This window comes from Sporosarcina sp. G11-34 (assembly GCF_026931025.1).
Genome location: NZ_JAHNZW010000001.1, coordinates 398,613 through 416,988, shown reverse-complemented (window position 1 = coordinate 416,988; position 18,376 = coordinate 398,613). Strand labels below are relative to the sequence as shown.

The 18,376-nt window shown below is 40.6% G+C and carries 10 protein-coding genes; 7 read left to right on the top strand and 3 right to left on the bottom strand.

The genetic code is table 11. The features are described 5' to 3' along the window. Positions 1-393: 393 nt before the first annotated feature. The 6 genes from addB (at position 394) to KSU66_RS01910 (ending at position 11,884) form a co-directional block, all read left to right on the top strand. Positions 394-3,876 carry a helicase-exonuclease AddAB subunit AddB gene (gene addB, locus KSU66_RS01935; RefSeq protein ID WP_269049711.1) on the top strand — a complete coding sequence of 1,161 codons (3,483 nt, stop codon included), beginning with the start codon at positions 394-396 and terminating at the stop codon, positions 3,874-3,876. After that, on the top strand, positions 3,869-7,663 hold the full coding sequence (addA, locus tag KSU66_RS01930) for a helicase-exonuclease AddAB subunit AddA (RefSeq protein ID WP_269049710.1): 3,795 nt from the start codon (positions 3,869-3,871) through the stop codon (positions 7,661-7,663). The genes addB and addA overlap by 8 nt, the downstream gene beginning before the upstream one ends. Next, positions 7,660-8,829, top strand: coding sequence for a DUF418 domain-containing protein (locus KSU66_RS01925; RefSeq protein ID WP_269049709.1), 1,170 nt, complete (start codon positions 7,660-7,662; stop codon positions 8,827-8,829). Before addA ends, KSU66_RS01925 begins: the two co-directional genes overlap by 4 nt. A gap of 72 nt (positions 8,830-8,901) precedes the next feature. Beyond that, a complete protein-coding gene (locus tag KSU66_RS01920) occupies positions 8,902-9,801 on the top strand; it encodes a fumarylacetoacetate hydrolase family protein (protein ID WP_269049708.1) in 900 nt (299 codons plus the stop codon). A gap of 79 nt (positions 9,802-9,880) precedes the next feature. Continuing rightward, complete coding sequence (locus KSU66_RS01915; protein ID WP_269049707.1) at positions 9,881-10,255, top strand: YisL family protein; 375 nt, start codon at positions 9,881-9,883, stop codon at positions 10,253-10,255. A gap of 192 nt (positions 10,256-10,447) precedes the next feature. Beyond that, positions 10,448-11,884 carry an alpha-amylase family glycosyl hydrolase gene (locus KSU66_RS01910; RefSeq protein ID WP_269049706.1) on the top strand — a complete coding sequence of 479 codons (1,437 nt, stop codon included), beginning with the start codon at positions 10,448-10,450 and terminating at the stop codon, positions 11,882-11,884. Positions 11,885-11,983: 99 nt separating this feature from the next. Here KSU66_RS01910 and KSU66_RS01905 read toward each other — a convergent pair whose 3' ends face one another. The 3 genes from KSU66_RS01905 to KSU66_RS01895 form a co-directional block, all read right to left on the bottom strand. Further along, positions 11,984-13,597: a glutathione ABC transporter substrate-binding protein gene (locus tag KSU66_RS01905; protein WP_269049705.1), complete on the bottom strand. Its 1,614-nt coding sequence runs from the start codon at positions 13,595-13,597 to the stop codon at positions 11,984-11,986. A gap of 149 nt (positions 13,598-13,746) precedes the next feature. Then, entirely contained in the window at positions 13,747-15,345 is a 1,599-nt protein-coding gene (locus tag KSU66_RS01900) for a glutathione ABC transporter substrate-binding protein (RefSeq protein ID WP_269049704.1), read from the bottom strand. A gap of 161 nt (positions 15,346-15,506) precedes the next feature. Beyond that, on the bottom strand, positions 15,507-17,117 hold the full coding sequence (locus tag KSU66_RS01895; RefSeq protein WP_269049703.1) for a glutathione ABC transporter substrate-binding protein: 1,611 nt from the start codon (positions 17,115-17,117) through the stop codon (positions 15,507-15,509). A 361-nt stretch (positions 17,118-17,478) separates the two neighbouring features. Here KSU66_RS01895 and nikC point away from each other — a divergent pair, with 361 nt between their 5' ends. After that, positions 17,479-18,372 carry a nickel transporter permease gene (gene nikC / locus KSU66_RS01890; protein WP_269049702.1) on the top strand — a complete coding sequence of 298 codons (894 nt, stop codon included), beginning with the start codon at positions 17,479-17,481 and terminating at the stop codon, positions 18,370-18,372. The last annotated feature ends 4 nt before the right edge of the window (positions 18,373-18,376 follow it).

The following is an 18,376-nucleotide window of genomic DNA, read 5'->3' as shown; positions in this document are numbered from 1 at the left end:
TTCTTCTTATACAATAAAGAGAGAGTGTGGCAGGTTTTTTATATTTATTGGACTTTAATTATTAACTAAATGAATAAATTTCACAATACAGTACTTAGTATTAAAATCCGAGGAGTATAGATTTGCGTTCCAGGCGGACAGTGCGGAAAGTTACAGTTCAATCTTTCCCTGACGCTTTCCGTGGGGCGGGCGTTGAGCCTCCTCGTCGCAAAAAACGCTCCTGTGGGGTCTCAACTGTCCCGCTAATCCCACAGGAGACGCCGCCTTCCACTCCAATCAACTAGTGAATAAACCTTATCCATAGTAGATGAATAGTTAGCGGTAAAAAGTCTTAACTTTCGTCTTTGTAAGTAAAATGAGAAATTCTAATTATCAACAAAGGAGGAGATTATTTTGTCGTTACGTTTTATTACGGGTAGGTCGGGTTCTGGGAAGACGTCTTTCATTCAACGAGAGATTGCGGATGAACTTGAGCGGGATCCTTTAGGTGCGCCAATTTTTGTGATTGTACCTGACCAAATGTCCTTTTCAGTAGAGCATAGTTTAGCGGTCAATTATGGATTAAAGGGAATTATACGAGCGCAGGTATCAACATTTAAACGGTTGGCATGGCGTGTTCTTCAAGAAGCGGGTGGCATTACTCGACAAGAAGTAGACGGTTTTGGATACCGGATGCTTGTTCGAAGTGTGCTGGAAGAAAATCGTGAGGAATTCAAGTTATTCCGACAAGCTGCTAGTAAACGAGGGTTTACGGAACAAATAGGCGACTTACTAAAAGAGTTTAGTCGATATTGCCTCGACTTTGAGACGATGAATGATCTTCACGGCCAGTTGAAATCGGCCAATGCACCGCAAATATTACTAGACAAAGCGAGTGATTTGTCACTTTTATTAACGAAAATCGAAGAGAAGTTAGGTACATCTTATGTCGATAGTGAAGGGCATTTGTCGATGCTTGCCGCGCAAATTAAACACGCGGACTTTATCTTAGGCGCGGACATTTACATCGATGGTTTTGAGAATTTTACTACGAGAGAATATGAAATTATTACCGAGTTAATGAAGTACGGAAACCGTGTGACTGTGGCCTTACCGATGGAGTCAAATTTATCGGGACATGCGGATCATGAGTTATTCTTTAATCCTGTTCGTACGTCACTAAGTTTGCGTGAGCTAGCACACTTGGAATCTATTGAAATCGAAGAAGGTTTGCATTTAAAGGAGGCGCTGCGTTATGAAAATGAGGATTTGAAGCATTTAGAGTTCGCATTCGACCATTATCCTGCGAATCCGAAACCATCGGAAGGTAACGTTTCCTTTATCGAGGCTGCGGACCGGAGAGCGGAAATGCATGCAGTCGCGCGAACCATTCGCGAATTAACGACAGCTGGCAAACGCTATAAAGACATTGCGATTTTGTATAGACAACCTGAAAAGTACGATGAGTTAATTGAAACGATATTCCCACATTATGATATTCCAGTATTTATTAGCCGGAAAAAACCAATGTTGCACCATCCGCTTATTGAGTTTTCGCGTTCAGTTCTAGAAGCTGTGACATCGGGATGGTCTTATGAATCGGTATTTCGTGCAGTGAAGACAGACCTCTTTTTTCCACACGGGGGAGATAAGTTGTTGTGGCGTGAACGCGCGGATCGACTCGAAAATTACGTACTTGCACACGGGATTTATGGCTCGCGTTGGTTTGATGATACGCGTTGGCGTGTGAAACGGTACAGAGGGCTTGAATTACATACAGATGTTCAAACAGATGAAGAGCTTGCGATGGAACTAGATATGCACCGGATTCGGGATATCATTCGAGAGCCGCTGACACAATTTGAAAAGCGGATGAAACAAGCGAAAAATGGACGGGAATTTGCGGAGGCATTGTTCTTATTTATGGAACAGCTGAATGTCTATGACAAAATCATTGACCTTCGTGCTGAAGAAGAGCGTGCAGGGCGATTACTTGGTGCAACGGAACATGAGCAAGCATGGACAGGCTGGATTAAAGTACTTGATCAGTTTGTACTGATGTTTGGTGATAAAGCGATGAAACCCCTGGAAGCTGCCCGTATTTTGGACGAAGGGTTTGATTCACTGGAATTTACACGCATCCCACCATCCCTCGATCAAGTGACGGTTTCAACGATTGAAATTTCGAGTTTGACGAACATCGATGCGGTATTTGTGCTTGGTGTGAGTGACGGTGTTCTTCCGCAACGGATTGATAATGAGGGGATTTTGTCAGATGTCGACCGTGAGTGGTTTACGGAAATTGGCTTTCAGCTCGCCCCAACCTCGAAAACGAAGTTGATGGATGAAACTTATATGGCGTACCGGGCATTTACTTCGGCTAGGGAAAAACTATACGTGTCGTATCCAGTGGCTGATGAAGAAGGAAAAGCAGTTATTCCGTCCATGTATATTTCGCGAATTTCGCAGCTATTACCTGGTATTCAAACGACATATGCGGTTATGGATCCATTCGACTTACCAGAGGAAGGTGACCGATTTGCATATATTAGTCATCCGCGTGCTGCACTTCCGTTCGCCGCAATGGAACTAAAAAAAACGGAACGGTCAAATCAATTAACACCGGAATGGCAAGCAGTTCTTAATTATTATGAAGAAGACCCTTACTGGAAGTCGGTTATTGGTCGAATTCGTCGACCAATGGAAGTGGGTAATAAAACAGATAGACTGCATGCGGATATGACGACGGGCTTGTACGGGCAATCATTTGTGTCGAGTGTATCGCGCATAGAGTCTTATTACAGCTGTCCATTTCAGCATTACGCATCATTCGGACTGGGGCTGCGAGAGCGGTCAGAATACACGCTAGAAGCACCCGCGATTGGCGATCTATTTCACGCTGCACTTAAATGGGTATCCGATGAAACGATGCGTCTTGGAAAGTCATGGGATGAACTGACGAAAGAAGAGTGTTGGTCAATTGCCAAGGCTGCTGTAGAAGATATTACGCCCTATTTCTTCAATCGAATTCTATCATCGACGAGCCGATATTTATATATTAAGCGTAAATTAACGCAAATTATTCAACGCACGATTTATTCATTAAGTACACAGGCGAAATCGACGCTCTTTAAACCAATCGCGATTGAAGCTGGATTTGGTCCGGGAGAAGAATTGTCTTCATTAGAAATACCTCTTATGACGGGAGAAACAATGAAACTTCGTGGTCGAATTGACCGAATAGATAGTTCTGAAATTAAAGGCAGAAACTATCTCCGTGTTGTCGATTACAAATCATCTGCCCGTGAACTTGATTTGACCGAAGTGTATTACGGATTATCGCTACAAATGATGACCTATCTAGATGTTGCCCTGGAACATGCGATTGACTTACTAGGGGTTGAGGCAGATCCAGCTGGATTGTTGTATATGCATGTTCACAATCCGATGATTCGACCCGGAACTGAACTGTCGCCTGCTCACTTAGAAACTGAGATTGCAAAATCATTTAAGATGCGCGGGTATTTACTAGGAAGTCCGGATGTTGTCGAAGGAATGGATTTCGATATTGGACGATCGTCTATGATTGTTCCAGCGGCACTGAAAAAGGATGGCGATTTTACAAAGGCCTCGAAAGTATTGGCTTCGGAAGATTTGCAGATGATGCGTTCTTATGTGAGAACCCGACATCAAAAAGCAGGAAATGCGATGCTCGCAGGAGATACGCGCGTCTTTCCATATAAATTACGTGATAAGATGCCTTGTCAATTTTGCCCGTATCAATCTGTTTGTCAGTTTGATCAATCGGATCCAGCACAAGACTATCGAAAATACGATGTATTAGATGCAGAAACATCACTCGGAAAAATGCGCAAGGAGGTGGCAGTGGATGAATAATATACCTGTGAAACCAGAAGGACTCACGTTTACAGATGATCAGTGGAAAGCAATATGGGCGTCGGGGAGAGATATTCTCGTTTCGGCTGCCGCTGGTTCTGGAAAGACCAAAGTACTCATTACACGAATGATTGAAAAAGTTATTAATGAAAAAGACCGCATAGACATTGATGAATTACTTGTCGTTACGTTTACCAATGCCGCTGCTGCTGAAATGAGACACCGAATGGGAGAAGCACTACAAGAAGCGATTGCAGACAAACCAGATTCGGTCCATTTGCGCAGGCAACTAAATTTGTTAAATAAAGCACAGATTTCTACACTTCACTCGTTTTGCCAAAACGTCGTAAGGCAATACGCTTATTTACTGGATATTGATCCGGGTTTCAGAGTGGCCGATAGTACTGAGGCGGCGTTACTTCGGGATGACACGATTGGTAGAGTGCTCGAGGAAGCGTATAGCGCAGAAGACCCCGAAGCAATTTACCGTCTTGCGGATAGTTTTACTTCGGACCGAGATGACCGTTCGATAGAAACATTAATAAGCCGGTTATACGATTATTCACGTGTTCACCCGGCACCTGAAAAGTGGCTGCGCCTAATTCCGCAGCAATATGCGATTGACAGTGCACAGACCATTGATGACCTTGATTTTATTGGGCCGCTTAAAACAACGATTCGCCATACGCTGGAAGAGGCGCAGGCGCTTACGGCAGACATGCGACGTATTGCGCAAATGCCAGATGGGCCTTCACCACTTGAGGCGACTGCAGAGGCGGACCTATTATGGATAGATGAGGCGATTCGCCGTATTACAATTGGCAAATGGGAAGAAACGTTTGAATTTTTTGGTACGCTTAAGTGGGCAAGAGCCGGCGCTATTAAGAAAGATTCTTGCGATGAGGAACTTGCAAAGCGGGCAAAAGGGATTCGGGACACAGTGAAGAAGATTATTAATGATCTAAGTGAGACTTATTTCATTCGAACACCAACCAGATTACTGGATGAAATCAAGCTGATGGAGCCTGCAATGCATACGCTTGTTGAACTCGTTATTGATTTCGATAAACGCTTCGAAAAAGGAAAAATTGAGCGGGGTATTGTCGATTTCTCGGATTTGGAACATTATGCACTGCGCATTTTGTCAGAAGAAAAAGACGGGGAGCTTGTCGCCTCTGATATTGCACTTGATTATCAACGTCGATTTTCGGAAGTACTTGTCGATGAGTATCAAGACACGAACGTGCTGCAAGAAACGATTGTTGGGTTCGTTAAAAAAGGCAATGTCGAAGACGGAAACTTATTTATGGTTGGCGATGTTAAGCAATCCATTTACGGATTTCGCCTTGCAGAACCGAAATTATTCCTTGGGAAATATAACCAGTTTACTGAAACAGGAGATAGTACCGGATTGAAAATCGACTTAAATGCCAATTTTAGAAGTCGTAAAGAAGTATTGGACGCAACGAACTTTATATTTTCACAAGTGATGGGCATGCGTGTTGGTGATATTAATTACGATGATGCAGCCGAGTTAAAATATGGTGCGAAATATCCTGAAAAGGACATGCCGGCAGAGTTAACCGTTTTGTATGAAGACGGCGAAGACGATTTTGATGAGACAGAAGTGGAAGTTGCAGGACAAACCTTAAAGAGTTCGCAGGCAGAAGCACGTTATATGATTAATAAAATTCAAAGCTTAATGGCCTCGGGTGCAGAAGTGACGGATGCCTTTACAGATAAACGTCGTCCGCTGGAATATCGAGACATTGTTATCCTTATGCGCTCGATGACATGGTCGGGCGAAATAGTAGAAGAGTTTAAGCTAGCGGGGATACCAATTTACGCAAACTTATCACGGGGCTATTTCGAAGCCTTAGAAGTGATGATCACCTTAAATACATTGCGCGTCATAGACAATCCTTATCAAGACATACCGCTCGCATCAGTACTACGGTCTCCGTTTATTGGGATGACAGAAAATGAACTTGCTGGCGTTCGATTAGCGGCTAAAAATGAACCTTTTTATGAAGCACTGAAGCAATTTATGGCAACGGGTGGATCAGGTATAGCGCCCGAGACGCAGGAGAAGTTGCAGCGTTTTTTCACTCATTTTGAAGAGTGGAGAAACTTGGCGAGACGGGGTTCTTTGTCAGATTTAATATGGCAAGTATATACAGACACGCATTATTATGAGATGGTCGGCGCGATGCCGAACGGAAAACAGCGTCAGGCAAACTTACGTGCTCTTCACGACCGTGCAATTGAGTATGAAAAAACATCGTTTAGAGGACTATTCCGATTCCTGCGCTTTGTGGACAGGATGAGAAAACGCGGAGACGATCTTGGTGAAGCGCGCTCACTCACTGAAACGGAAGATGTCGTACGTTTAATGACAATCCATTCATCAAAAGGTCTAGAATTTCCGTATGTATTCATTTCGGGGATGGGTAGGAAGTTTAATAAGATGGACTTTAATGAAGCCTACTTGTTCGATCAACATTTTGGGTTAGCTGTCAAAGCAGTAGATCCAGAAAAACGAATTACGTATACATCGTTACCATTTTTGGCGATGAAGGAAAAGAAAGAACTCGAAATGCGAGCAGAAGAAATGCGTATTTTATACGTTGCGATGACAAGAGCAAAAGAACATCTTGAACTTATTGCTACGGTTAAAGATGTTGAAAGAGAGATAGGGAAGTGGCAAGATTCCCAGCTTGTAGACCCTTTATTAATGCTTCCTGAATATACCCGTTCAAGGGCAAATAGTTATTTGGATTGGATTGGTCCCGCAATTGCACGGCATACTGATTTCGGTAAATTTGATATCCTTCAAGGTGGCCAATTTGTCGAGGATCCATCGAGGTGGGAAATTAACGCATTGCCATTCTCGTCGGTTGTAGATGTTTCGCGGGTTGAGTCGGAAGATATTGAGGATGTTAAGGATGTTCATTTATCCTTGCAGGATAAAGAACTTGCTGAATTACCTATTGAGGAATTAGAGAAACCTAAGAATCTTATGGGGGAGAAAGAAGCTCTTGTAGAGGTGAAGCGTCGGTTTGATTGGTCTTATCCTTATGAGGCGTCAACTTTGAAACGGTCAAAGCAAACGGTGAGTGAGTTGAAACGGCTGGCAATCCTAGGGCAACAAGAAGAAGAGGACCCCTATATGGATGTTCATTTCTCCTTGCAGGAGAAAGAACTTGATCAGGTAAGTACGGCTTATCTTCATAGTCGACCAGCATTTATGCAGGAACGTGCGCTTTCGTCGGCAGAAATAGGGACGGCTATGCATACGATTATGCAGCATATCGACATTAAGGTAGCTCAAAATGCGGCGGATGTGGAAGAACTACTTGTGACGCTCGTTGACAGACAATTGTTGACGGCTGAAGAGGCTAAAGCGGTAAACGTTAATGCGGTGGTACAATTTTATGATACTGACATTGCAAAGCGGTTAATGGCATCAGAAAAGGTGTTTCGTGAGTTGCCGTTTACGTATGCGCATGAAGACGACGGGGATTATCAAATTATGCAAGGTATTGCGGATTGCTTGTTCAAAGAGGACGACGGTTGGGTTCTCCTGGATTACAAAACAGACCGTGTTCGGGGGCGTTTTAATTCCGATACCGAGGCTGATAAAGAAATGCAAAACCAGTACGGTATTCAGTTGAACTTATACAGGCGCGCAATTGAAGGAATTGTTAAAATCGACATTAAAGAAATGGTTCTCTATCTGTTTGACGGGGAGAGGACTGTGAATATTCAGGGGGAAGAAGACACGTGAAATTATCACCTACAGCACTCGATGGTCGGATTGAATCACTAGATATCATGCGCGGATTTTCATTACTAGGAATCTTTATTGCAAATATGTTGGTGTTCCATACGCCATATATGCACTTGGATCCCTATACATGGTTTAGTTCAAATAGTGATGAAATAACATTTCGGTGGATTGATATATTCGTTCAAGGAAGTTTTTATCCGATTTTTGCGTTTCTGTTCGGGTACGGCATAAACATGCAGTATGAAAAATCACTGGATAGAAAGACACCATTCGCACCTTTAATGGCTAAGCGACTCAGTATTTTACTAGTAATAGGGCTACTACACGCCCTATTACTATGGTCTGGTGATGTACTATTTGCGTATGCATCACTAGGTTTCTTACTGATATTATTCGTTCGAATTCCTGCAAAATGGCTTATTCCATTCGCGGGAGTTTTGTATATTATTCCAGTTGGATTAATTTACTTTACTATGAGGCTTATTGCGAAAACCAGTCCGGATCTATTGCTAGAAGATTTCGCAGATGTGGATAAAGTTGAAAGTTCTATCCAAATATTTGCTAACGGGACATTCGGAGAAATATTTACATTTCGGTTTTTTGAGTGGTTAGTTGTCGGGCTTGGCGGCGCATTTATGGGCATATTTATAGTGCTGCCTATCATTATGCTAGGCGCGGCATTATCGAAATTGAAGGTCATTGAACGAGCTTCGGAGTTAAAAGGTAAAATTGCGATAGTCACTATCGTTGGGTTTGCACTTGGACTTTGGATAAAAGTGCTACCGCATCTAGGAAATCCAACGTATGATCTTGTACTATTACAAGATACATTCGGTGGGGTCATACTAGCGGCAGGCTATGTGGGGTTGCTGTTGCTATTTTGCACGAATCCTATATTCCGAAGGGTATTTAGACCTGTCGGAAAAGCTGGTAGAATGTCGCTGACGACGTATATTACGCAATCGATTGTTGCGACAACGATATTTTATTCTTACGGGTTTGGTTTATATGGAAAAGTGGATCTTATAACTGGAACATGGATTGCAGTAGGGGTCTTCATCCTTCAAGTGTTATTCGCCGAATTATGGCTCTCGAAGTTTAGAATGGGACCATTGGAATGGCTCTGGCGAAGGGGGACTTATGGAGGGAATTCGTCGAAATAGAAGGAAAACAGTCAGTGATTGTCGTAATAGACTAAGTATAAAGAAAACAAGTAAAAGGGAGATGGGCAAAAGGTGAAGCTATTATCATTCAAATATGAAGGTAAGACGTTGTTCGGACCAAAAGTGAAGAGAGAAGAAGCGGTGTGGGACGTGTTATCGATAGCAGCCCATTATGAAAAGACTGATTTTCCAACAACGATTATAGAGGGCGTTGCGTCTGGTTTAGATTTTGTTGAATCTATTCGCAAGCTCGTTATTAAAGCAGAACAAGATAAGGATGCCAAGAAATTTAAATACGCATTTAGTTCAATAGAGTGGCTTGCTCCAATTCCAAGAACGCCGAAAAATGTGCTTTGTGTCGGAAAAAATTATCTTGATCATGCAAATGAAATGGGTGATGATACACCACCGGAAAAGTTGATGGTTTTCACGAAATCACCAACTACAATCGCTGCTGATGAACAAGATTTACCAATACATGCGGAGCTGACCGAAAACCTGGATTATGAAGGTGAACTGGCTGTTGTAATTAGTAAAGGCGGGCGCAATATACCGAAGCAACTCGCATATGATCATGTTTTTGGGTATACAATCGCCAACGACATTACTGCCAGAGACGTTCAAACTGCTCATGGGCAATTTTTCCTTGGAAAGAGTTTGGACGGCTCGTGTCCTATGGGACCTTATCTTGTTACAAAAAATGAACTTCCAAATTCGGATAACTTGTCTGTCGTTACAAAAGTGAACGATGAAGTAAGACAAAATGGCAATACAAAGGCAATGATTTTTAAAATTGATGAATTAATTGCAGAAATCTCACGTTTTGTCACGCTCGAACCAGGTGATGTTATTTTAACGGGAACGCCAGCTGGTGTTGGCAAAGGGATGACCCCACCGACATACCTAAAAGAAGGGGATACGGTTAAAGTATCCATTGAAGGTATCGGTACGCTGTCGAATCGTTTTGTATGAGTATGATTACTTATGCAAAATAGCAATTTATGATAAGCTTACTAGAGAAAGTTACTATACTGAAGGAGTGAATCTTTAAATGTCATTTTTAGCAAGTACACATTTTCATATTTTTACATGGGTTGTTGGGATTATTTTCTTCCTCGTAGCCGCAGTCCTCGCAAGGGGTTCGAAAGGCCAAAAAATCACACATATGATAGCGCGTCTATTTTATGTGTTAATACTATTTTCAGGTGTTATGTTATTTATTGAAGGTATGAAGTACGATGAAGGTGCGCTTTATGGCGTTAAGTTTTTATTAGGACTTCTAACAGTTGGATTTATGGAAATGATTCTAGTTCGTTCGAGTAAAGAAAAAAGTGTTACGACGTTATGGATATTCTTTTTCATCGCGTTATTTGGAGCAATGTTCCTTGGGTTTAAATTACCTATTGGATTCACCTTCTTTATGTAAGAATAATATGATGACAGAAAACCCGTTGGCCTCATCGCCGGCGGGTTTTTTCATCTTTCATAGGAGAGACAGTCTTCACATGTTTGCCCCATTTCAATCGATAGTGGTGCATTTATCACAGAAAGAATAGCGGCATATCGAATCATTTGGTAAAATGACAAAAGATAGCTTTAGTAAGAGGAGGATTTTCTTGTGAAGGTAAATAGGTGGTTTGGAATTATTTTATCAGCAGTATTGACTTTGTCTATCATCAATCCAATGGGTGTTTTAGCAGAAAATAATCGATCATTCCAAGATGAAAGTATATATGATCTTCTTGTGGACCGATTTAATAATGGTAATTATAATAACGACGAAGGTACTAATCCACAAGATCTGAGCGCGTTTAGCGGAGGAGACTTTGCCGGCATTCATGATCGTGTCGATTATATTATGAAAATGGGTCTTACAATGGTTTCGTTAGGACCAATATTTAGTACAGCAAAATATGACGGTAGTGAAGTGCTCGATTATGAGAAACTTGAGCCGAATTTTGGAACAGATGAAGATCTGGCTAAAATGATAGACAAGTTACACGAAAATGAATTAAAGGTAATTGCAGATTTTCCGCTCAGCGGTGTAAGTGAAGATCACGTATGGGCCAAAGATGGATTATTACCTTCAACTCCAGCAGGTGATGGAATCATAAATTGGGATAGTTCAGATGCTGACGTGCAGAAAAAGTTGAAAGAGGCAGTCATTTCATTTGTTAAAACATATGAGTTAGACGGGATTCGGTTAACAAAACTTGCTGATTTTGATGATACTTATCTAAATGAAGTAATTGCTGAGCTTAAAGAAGTAAATGACGATATTTATGTAATATCAACTGAACAATCCACAGCGAATTTTGACTCTGTACCAAATATAGAAAAGATGGATGTATTAAAACAGGCATTCGTGCAAGTAAATCCAGCGACTGCACCGCTAGCATTGTTTGAAGAAAATACGGGAGCAGATATCATTCAATTTGATGAGTTATCAGGACCAAGGTTTACGTATGAAATGTTTGAACTAAGAATGTTTCCACCAACGAGATGGAAATTAGCAGCTACTGCTTTGTTCATGTTCCCTGGGGTTCCTGTAATGCCTTACGGAACTGAAATTGCGGTAAACGGTGAGAAAGCGCCCGAGAGTCATCCGATTTCAAACTTTAAAACGGACGAGGAACTAATTGAATATATTGGCGACCTAAATAAATTAAGAAATGAATCAGAAGCGCTTCGTAATGGTGATATTGAAATGCTTCATAACGAAGACGGATTCACCATTTTCAAACGGTCAAATGATCAAGAGACATGGATTGTTGCCTTAAATAATACATCAGGGACAGTGAACGTTAAGTTACCCGAAGAGGTAATCGGAGCAGATAAGAAGCTTCGTGGAGTGGTTGATGGTGACTTAATCAAACAATCTGATGATGGTTCTTACAATGTTATTTTGGACCGGGAAGTCGCTGAGGTTTATATATCTGAAGAAGATACCGGGTTCAATACACCGTATCTTATCGCATCAATCATGGTCTTAGTTTTATTCTTTGGATTTATGATTGCTGTTAAGCGCAGGGGAAAGAAGAACGCAGCTGAATAATAAATAAGAAAAATCCTAAGATGTGAAAGTTCACATCTTAGGATTTTTTGTTTTTGATTAGACGATTCAAAGATATTCAGTAAATCGATATAAATAATATTACTTCACAAATTTAACATCTTGTAATTGATAGATACCTGAAGTATCGATAGAGAAGCCTTCGATATCATTACTAATACCAACCAAATACTCTTGGTGATGAACATAAACCATTGGTGCATCTTCGATTAGATGTTCTTGAATCTTGTTGTAAATATCTAGACGCGCATCTGGATCTGCTTCACGACGTCCTTCATCAAGAAGTTTATCAACGTCTTTGTTTTCATAGAATGAACGGTTTCCGGCATCACCTTGTTGAGTTGAGTGGAAAAGGGCATACATACCATAGTCCGCATCACCTGTAGGATTAGACCAGCCTAGGATGAACATATCATGTTCTCCTTGTGCAGTTTTATCTAGGTAAGTTCCGAATTCCATTTGTTCGACTGCTACTTCAATATTAAGTTCTTTCAAACTGTTTTGAAGAATAATAGCCATATCTACACGTTGTGGATTATCATTCGTCCAAACAGTAGTTTTGAAACCGTCTTCATAGCCTGCTTCTTTCATGAGCTTTTTCGCTTCTTCGACATCGTATTCGATAGGTTTTGCATCGTCATTAAATCCAAAGATTCCAGGAGCAAGAGGTCCTTTTGCTGGAATTCCGAATCCCTCATAGACGCCTTCAATCATTTCTTCCTTGTTGACCATCATAGAAATTGCTTGACGTACTTTCGGATTATCAAATGGTTCTTTTTTCGAGTTAAATCCGATGTAAGATAGACTAGATGATGGCTTTTGAAGTACTGTTGCGTAATCACTATTGTTAATTTCAGCCACTTCAACTGGCTGAATAGGATCTGCGATCTGTACAAATCCTCGCTCAAGATCTGCGTTACGTGTAGTACTTTCAGGAATAACTTTAAATGTTACAGAATCAAGATGAACTTTTTCGCCCCAGTAGTCATCATTTTTTACAAGCTTGATTTCGCTACCTGGATTCCAACTTTCGAATTTGAAAAAGCCTGTTCCAATTGGATTATTCGAGATAACTGATCCTGCATCTTTTCCATCTTTCATAGCTGCATAATCATCTTCGATAGATTTCGGACTTACCATTGCGCCGCCGTTATGTGAAAGGTGGGCAAGTAGTGGTGCAAATGGATATTCAGTTGTGATGCGAACTGTATGCTCGTCCACAACTTCTACATTAGAAATCATTTCGAACAGGAAGTATCTTGGTGATGCTACTTCTGCATCTAAAATACGATCAAGGTTTGCTTTTACTACATCAGCCGTGAATGGCTCTCCGTCGTGGAATTTTACACCTTCACGTAGTTTAAACTCATAAGTGCTATCATCGACTGCTTCCCACTCAGTAGCAAGTCCTTCGATGATTTCGTTTTCGTCATTACGATTTACAAGTGTTTCATAAATATTATTTTGGACAACAGAAGATGGTACATCGTTTGAACCGGCTGGATCAAGCGATGATGCATCAGATAGAACTGCTAGTGTAAGATCTCCACCAGTTTCAGTTTCCGCGCCGCTTTCTTTCTTATCTTCGTTTTTGTCCTCGCCTTTTGAATCTGAACCGCCAGCGCAAGCTGCTAAAACTAGCGACATTGCAAAAACAATGACGAATAGCCATTTAAGATTGCCTTTTTTACTCATTTATTATTCCCCCCGTTACGTTTTCTCTATTGTAAAATACAATAGATACTAGAAATATAGCACATAACAAGAATTCATACAATCAGAAAATAAGGAAAACCCTGTTATATCGTCAAGAACGACATAACAGGGTTTTGCAAACGGTAAATTTAGTCAACGAACTCAACATTTTGTAGCTGATAATAACCCGAACTATCAATCCAATACCCTTTAATTTGATTGCTGACACCTGTTAAGAATGCTTGGTGATGCACATAAATCAATGGGGCATCTTCAATCAAAATACTTTGAATCTCATCATAAATAGCTAAACGTGCACTTTCATCTATTTCTTCGCGGGCCTCGTCTAGTAATTGATCTAGCAGTGGATTGTCATAAAATGAGTTATTTCCACCGGCTCCTTTGGATGCTGAATGGAATAAAGAACGTAGGAAGTAATCGGCATCGCCAACGGGATTTGTTAGTCCTAATATAAATAAGTCATGATCCCCACTATCGACTTTATCTAGATAAGCGCCCCATTCTAGGATTTCGATATCAACATCAATATTCGCTTCTTTTAGTGCTTGTTGAAGAACAACGGCGGTGTCAACACGTTGTGGATTATCATTTGTCCAAACAACTGTTTTAAAACCGTCTTCATAACCAGCCTCTTTCAGAAGCTCTAATGCTTTTTCAGGGTTATGAGAAATAGTTTTCTTATCTTCTATATATCCAAATACACCGGGTGCTAAAGGGCCATTGGATTCAAGGCCGAATCCATCATAAATACCTTCAAGGATTTCTTCTTTATTAACGAGCATTGAAATTGCTTGTCGTACTCGAACGTCGTTAAATGGTGCTTTGGTTACGTTAAATCCTATATATGAAAGGGAAGAGGAAATTTCTACATCAATCTCGGCTTGTTCCGATTCAGTTACAAGTGGAACTTCCGATGGTTGAACCGGTTCGATAATATGTGCAAAACCCGTTTCAAGCTCGGCTAACCGTGTTCCGCTTTCAGGAATGACTTTGAAAGTTACTATATCTACATGGGCAAGATCTCCCCAATACTCTTCATTTTTGACGAGAATGATTTTCTCACCTGGTTCCCAACTATCAAATTTAAAGTAGCCGGTTCCAATAGGATTCTCGCTAATGATGGAGCCAGATGTTGCGCCGTCTTCCATTGCCGCGTAATCTTCGTCAATTGACTTGGGACTTATAATGACTCCCGCCGGATGCGCTAAGTGAGAGAGTAGGGGTGCGAATGGATAGTCAGTTGTCATTTGGATTGTGAAATCATCAATAACTTCTATGTCAGAAATCATTTCAAATATAAAGAAACGTGGAGAAGCTACTTCGGGATCACGGATACGATCCAAACTTTTCTTAACTGCTTCAGCACTGAAGGATTCACCGTCATGAAACTTAACGTCTTCACGAAGTTTAAACTCCCAAGTTGTATCATCGATTGGTTCCCAACTTTCTGCCAAGCCGGGAATGATTTTTTGGTTTTCATCTTTTTTTACCAGAGTTTCAAAAATATTTGTTTGGATATTTGCAGATGGGACATCCGACGAATTTTGAGGATCAAGTACAGACGCATCGGATGTAACGTCAATGATTAGGTCGCCTCCCACGACTTCTTTGTTATCATCTGTTGTAACTTCCGTTTTCTTATCACTTTCACCTGCGCATGCAGTTAAAACAATTGAGAGAATGAGTGCAAGAGCGATGAAAAGTGCTGGTTTTCGACATATAAACATTAATAATCTCACCTTTTCCATTTATATTAAATGCATAATTATGCGGTATAGTGAATATTGTATCATGGTTGTTGGTCGAAGGCAAAAGAATCTAAAAATAATGCCCGTATATCCGGTATTAAACCGGTATACGGGCATTATTTGTTGTATAGCTAGTTAAATTATTTTACAAATTTGACATGTTGTAGTTGGGAATAACCTGAACTGTCAATCCAATAGCCTTCAATCTGATCGCTAACACCAGTTAGGTAGGCTTGGTGATGGATGTAAACCATTGGAGCTTCTTCAATTAGAATTTCTTGAACTTTTGTATATAGTACTTGGCGTTTACCTTCGTCAATTTCTTGACGTGCTTCTACGAGAAGTTCATCAACTTCGGCATTTTTATAGAATGTTCGGTTTCCAGCAACACCCATGTTTTCTGAATGGAACAATTGAGATAGGAAGTAATCGGCATCACCAACAGGGTTGGATAAACCAAGGATGAACATTTCGTGCTCACCACTTGCTGTCTTATCTAAGTATGCTCCCCATTCAACAACTTCAATAGCTACATCGATATTTGCCTTCTTTAATTCTTGTTGGACAATTACCGCAGTATCCATTCGCTGTTGGTTATCGTTTGTCCATATAGTTGTTTTGAACCCATCTTCTAAACCTGCTTCTGCAAGAAGTGCTTTTGCTGCATCTATATCATATGAAAGTGGTTTCATCGAATCGTCATAACCGAATACACCTGGTGCTAATGGTCCAACAGATGCAACACCATATCCGTCGTAGATTCCAGTAAGAATGTCTTCTACATTAATTAGCATAGAAACTGCTTGACGTACGCGTACATCGTCGAATGGTTCTTTTTCAAGGTTAAATCCAACGTATGAAAGGGAAGTTGAATTTTTCTCATCAACTTTGCCTTTACCAGAATCGTTGACAATGCCAACTTCAGCTGGTTGTACGGGTTCAATAATTTGTGCGTGACCTGTTTCAAGTTCAGCTAGTCTCGTTCCACCTTCAGGAATTGCTTTAAATGTTATCGAGTCTAGTATTGCTAGTTCACCCCAATAGTCTTCATTATTCACTAACTTAATTTCTGTACCAATGTCCCAGCTATCAAATTTCATAAAGCCAGTCCCAATTGGGTGTGGGTTAATAACGGAACCAGGCTCTTTTCCGTCTTTCATTGCTGCATAATCTTCGTCTATCGATTTTGGGCTAACCATTGCACCTACAGGGTGAGTAAGGTGTGAAAGTAATGGTGCAAATGGAAATTCTGTCGTAAGTTGAACTGTATATTCATCTAATACATCTATGTCAGTAATCATTTCAAAAATAAACGAACGAGGTGCTCCGATTTCAGGATCCAAAATTCGTTCTAAGTTTTTCTTTACAACCTCTGCGTTAAACTTTTCTCCGTCATGGAAAGTAACATCGTCGCGAAGTTCAAATACCCATGTCGTGTCATCAACCGCTTCCCATGATGTCGCAAGGTTTGGTATGATTTTCTCATTTTCATCTTTCTTAATAAGACGGTCAAAAATGTTTACGTTAATATTTGCTGAAGGTACATCAGTTGAAAGGTGTGGATCAAGCTTAGCGGCATCTGATAATGTCGCGAAAACTAAGTCTCCACCTGTACTTCCTTCTTCAGTCTTTGTTTTGTCGTCCGTTTTCCCTTCGTCCTTATTATCGCTTCCGCCGGCACATGCAGCCAAAAAAAGTGATAATACAAGGGTAAAGATAAACAGCAGTGAAAATTTACGATTGTTCCTCAATGATAATACTCCTCCAATAAACTATGTTCTTATTGTACCGTGAAAGTTCACAATACTATTGTAAACATAACATAATTCTAGTAATAGAACAATTTAATATTGGAGGAATAGTTGGAAAACAATAGCAATCTTTTTTTTGAGAGTAGTTAGTATTCAAGGACTCTCTTGTGTAGAATATTAAAAATAAACAATCAATTGATATACTAAGAAAGTTTCATTAGTATATAGAACAAGTAAATCAAATTATATGAAAATTAATTGATAAACTATTACGGTAGTTTGATTTTCATGGTATGCTTTTGAAGTAAAATAGAACAATGTAAGCGATGTCAGCTTATTAAGGAAAGGATGTACTGAAGCTATGTCTGAAAAAACGCTTGAGGCAGTTAACCAACCAAAAAGATCGAGTCCCCGAGTTGAGGCTTATAAAGCTTTTTGGAAAAGGTTAAGGAAGAATAAAGCAGCGGTCGTTGGTGGATTTTTCATTTTATTATTTATTGTAGTGTCCATTGTGGGCCCTTGGCTAACCACGTATGATCCAACGGAAGTAGTTGTACTAAATAAGTTACAACCGCCTTCAGCGGAACATTGGTTTGGAACCGATAATTTTGGACGAGATATCTTTACTAGAATTATTCACGGGATGAGCCTAACTTTGCAAGTTGGATTCCTTTCGGTTGGAATGGGTGGTTCAATTGGTGTTGTCTTAGGAATTGTATCAGGATATTATGGCGGTAAAATAGATACGATTATTATGAGAGTGATGGATGTTTTGTTAGCGTTCCCAGGAATTCTATTAGCACTTGCTATTGTTAGTGTGCTTGGTGGAAGTCTAACGAACGTAATCATCGCAGTTAGTATATTCTCTGTACCAGCGTTTGCTAGAATTGTACGGGGATCTACATTGACAGTACGTAAGCTTGAATACATAGATGCAGTGAGGGCACTAGGCGCATCAGATTTCCGAATTATTTTCAAACATATTTTACCAAACGTCATGTCGCCGATTATTGTTCAGGCAACATTACGTATCGCAACTGCAGTATTGACTGCGAGCGGACTCTCATTCCTTGGTCTTGGTGCACAGCCACCTGCGCCAGAATGGGGAGCAATGTTAAATGATGGACGAACTTATATGACGACTGCTCCGCATATTATTTTATTCCCGGGCATTATGATCGTATTAGTCGTATTGGCATTCAACATTTTTGGGGACGGATTGCGTGATGCACTTGATCCGAAGATGAATAGATGACGGA

Excerpts from the sequence above, each read along its gene's own strand:
- KSU66_RS01900 (WP_269049704.1), bottom strand. The coding sequence starts at position 15,345 with ATGTTTATATGTCGAAAACCAGCACTTTTCATCGCTCTTGCACTCATT.
- nikC (WP_269049702.1), top strand. The coding sequence starts at position 17,479 with ATGTCTGAAAAAACGCTTGAGGCAGTTAACCAACCAAAAAGATCGAGT.
- addA (WP_269049710.1), top strand. The coding sequence starts at position 3,869 with ATGAATAATATACCTGTGAAACCAGAAGGACTCACGTTTACAGATGAT.
- KSU66_RS01905 (WP_269049705.1), bottom strand. The coding sequence starts at position 13,597 with ATGAGTAAAAAAGGCAATCTTAAATGGCTATTCGTCATTGTTTTTGCA.
- KSU66_RS01915 (WP_269049707.1), top strand. The coding sequence starts at position 9,881 with ATGTCATTTTTAGCAAGTACACATTTTCATATTTTTACATGGGTTGTT.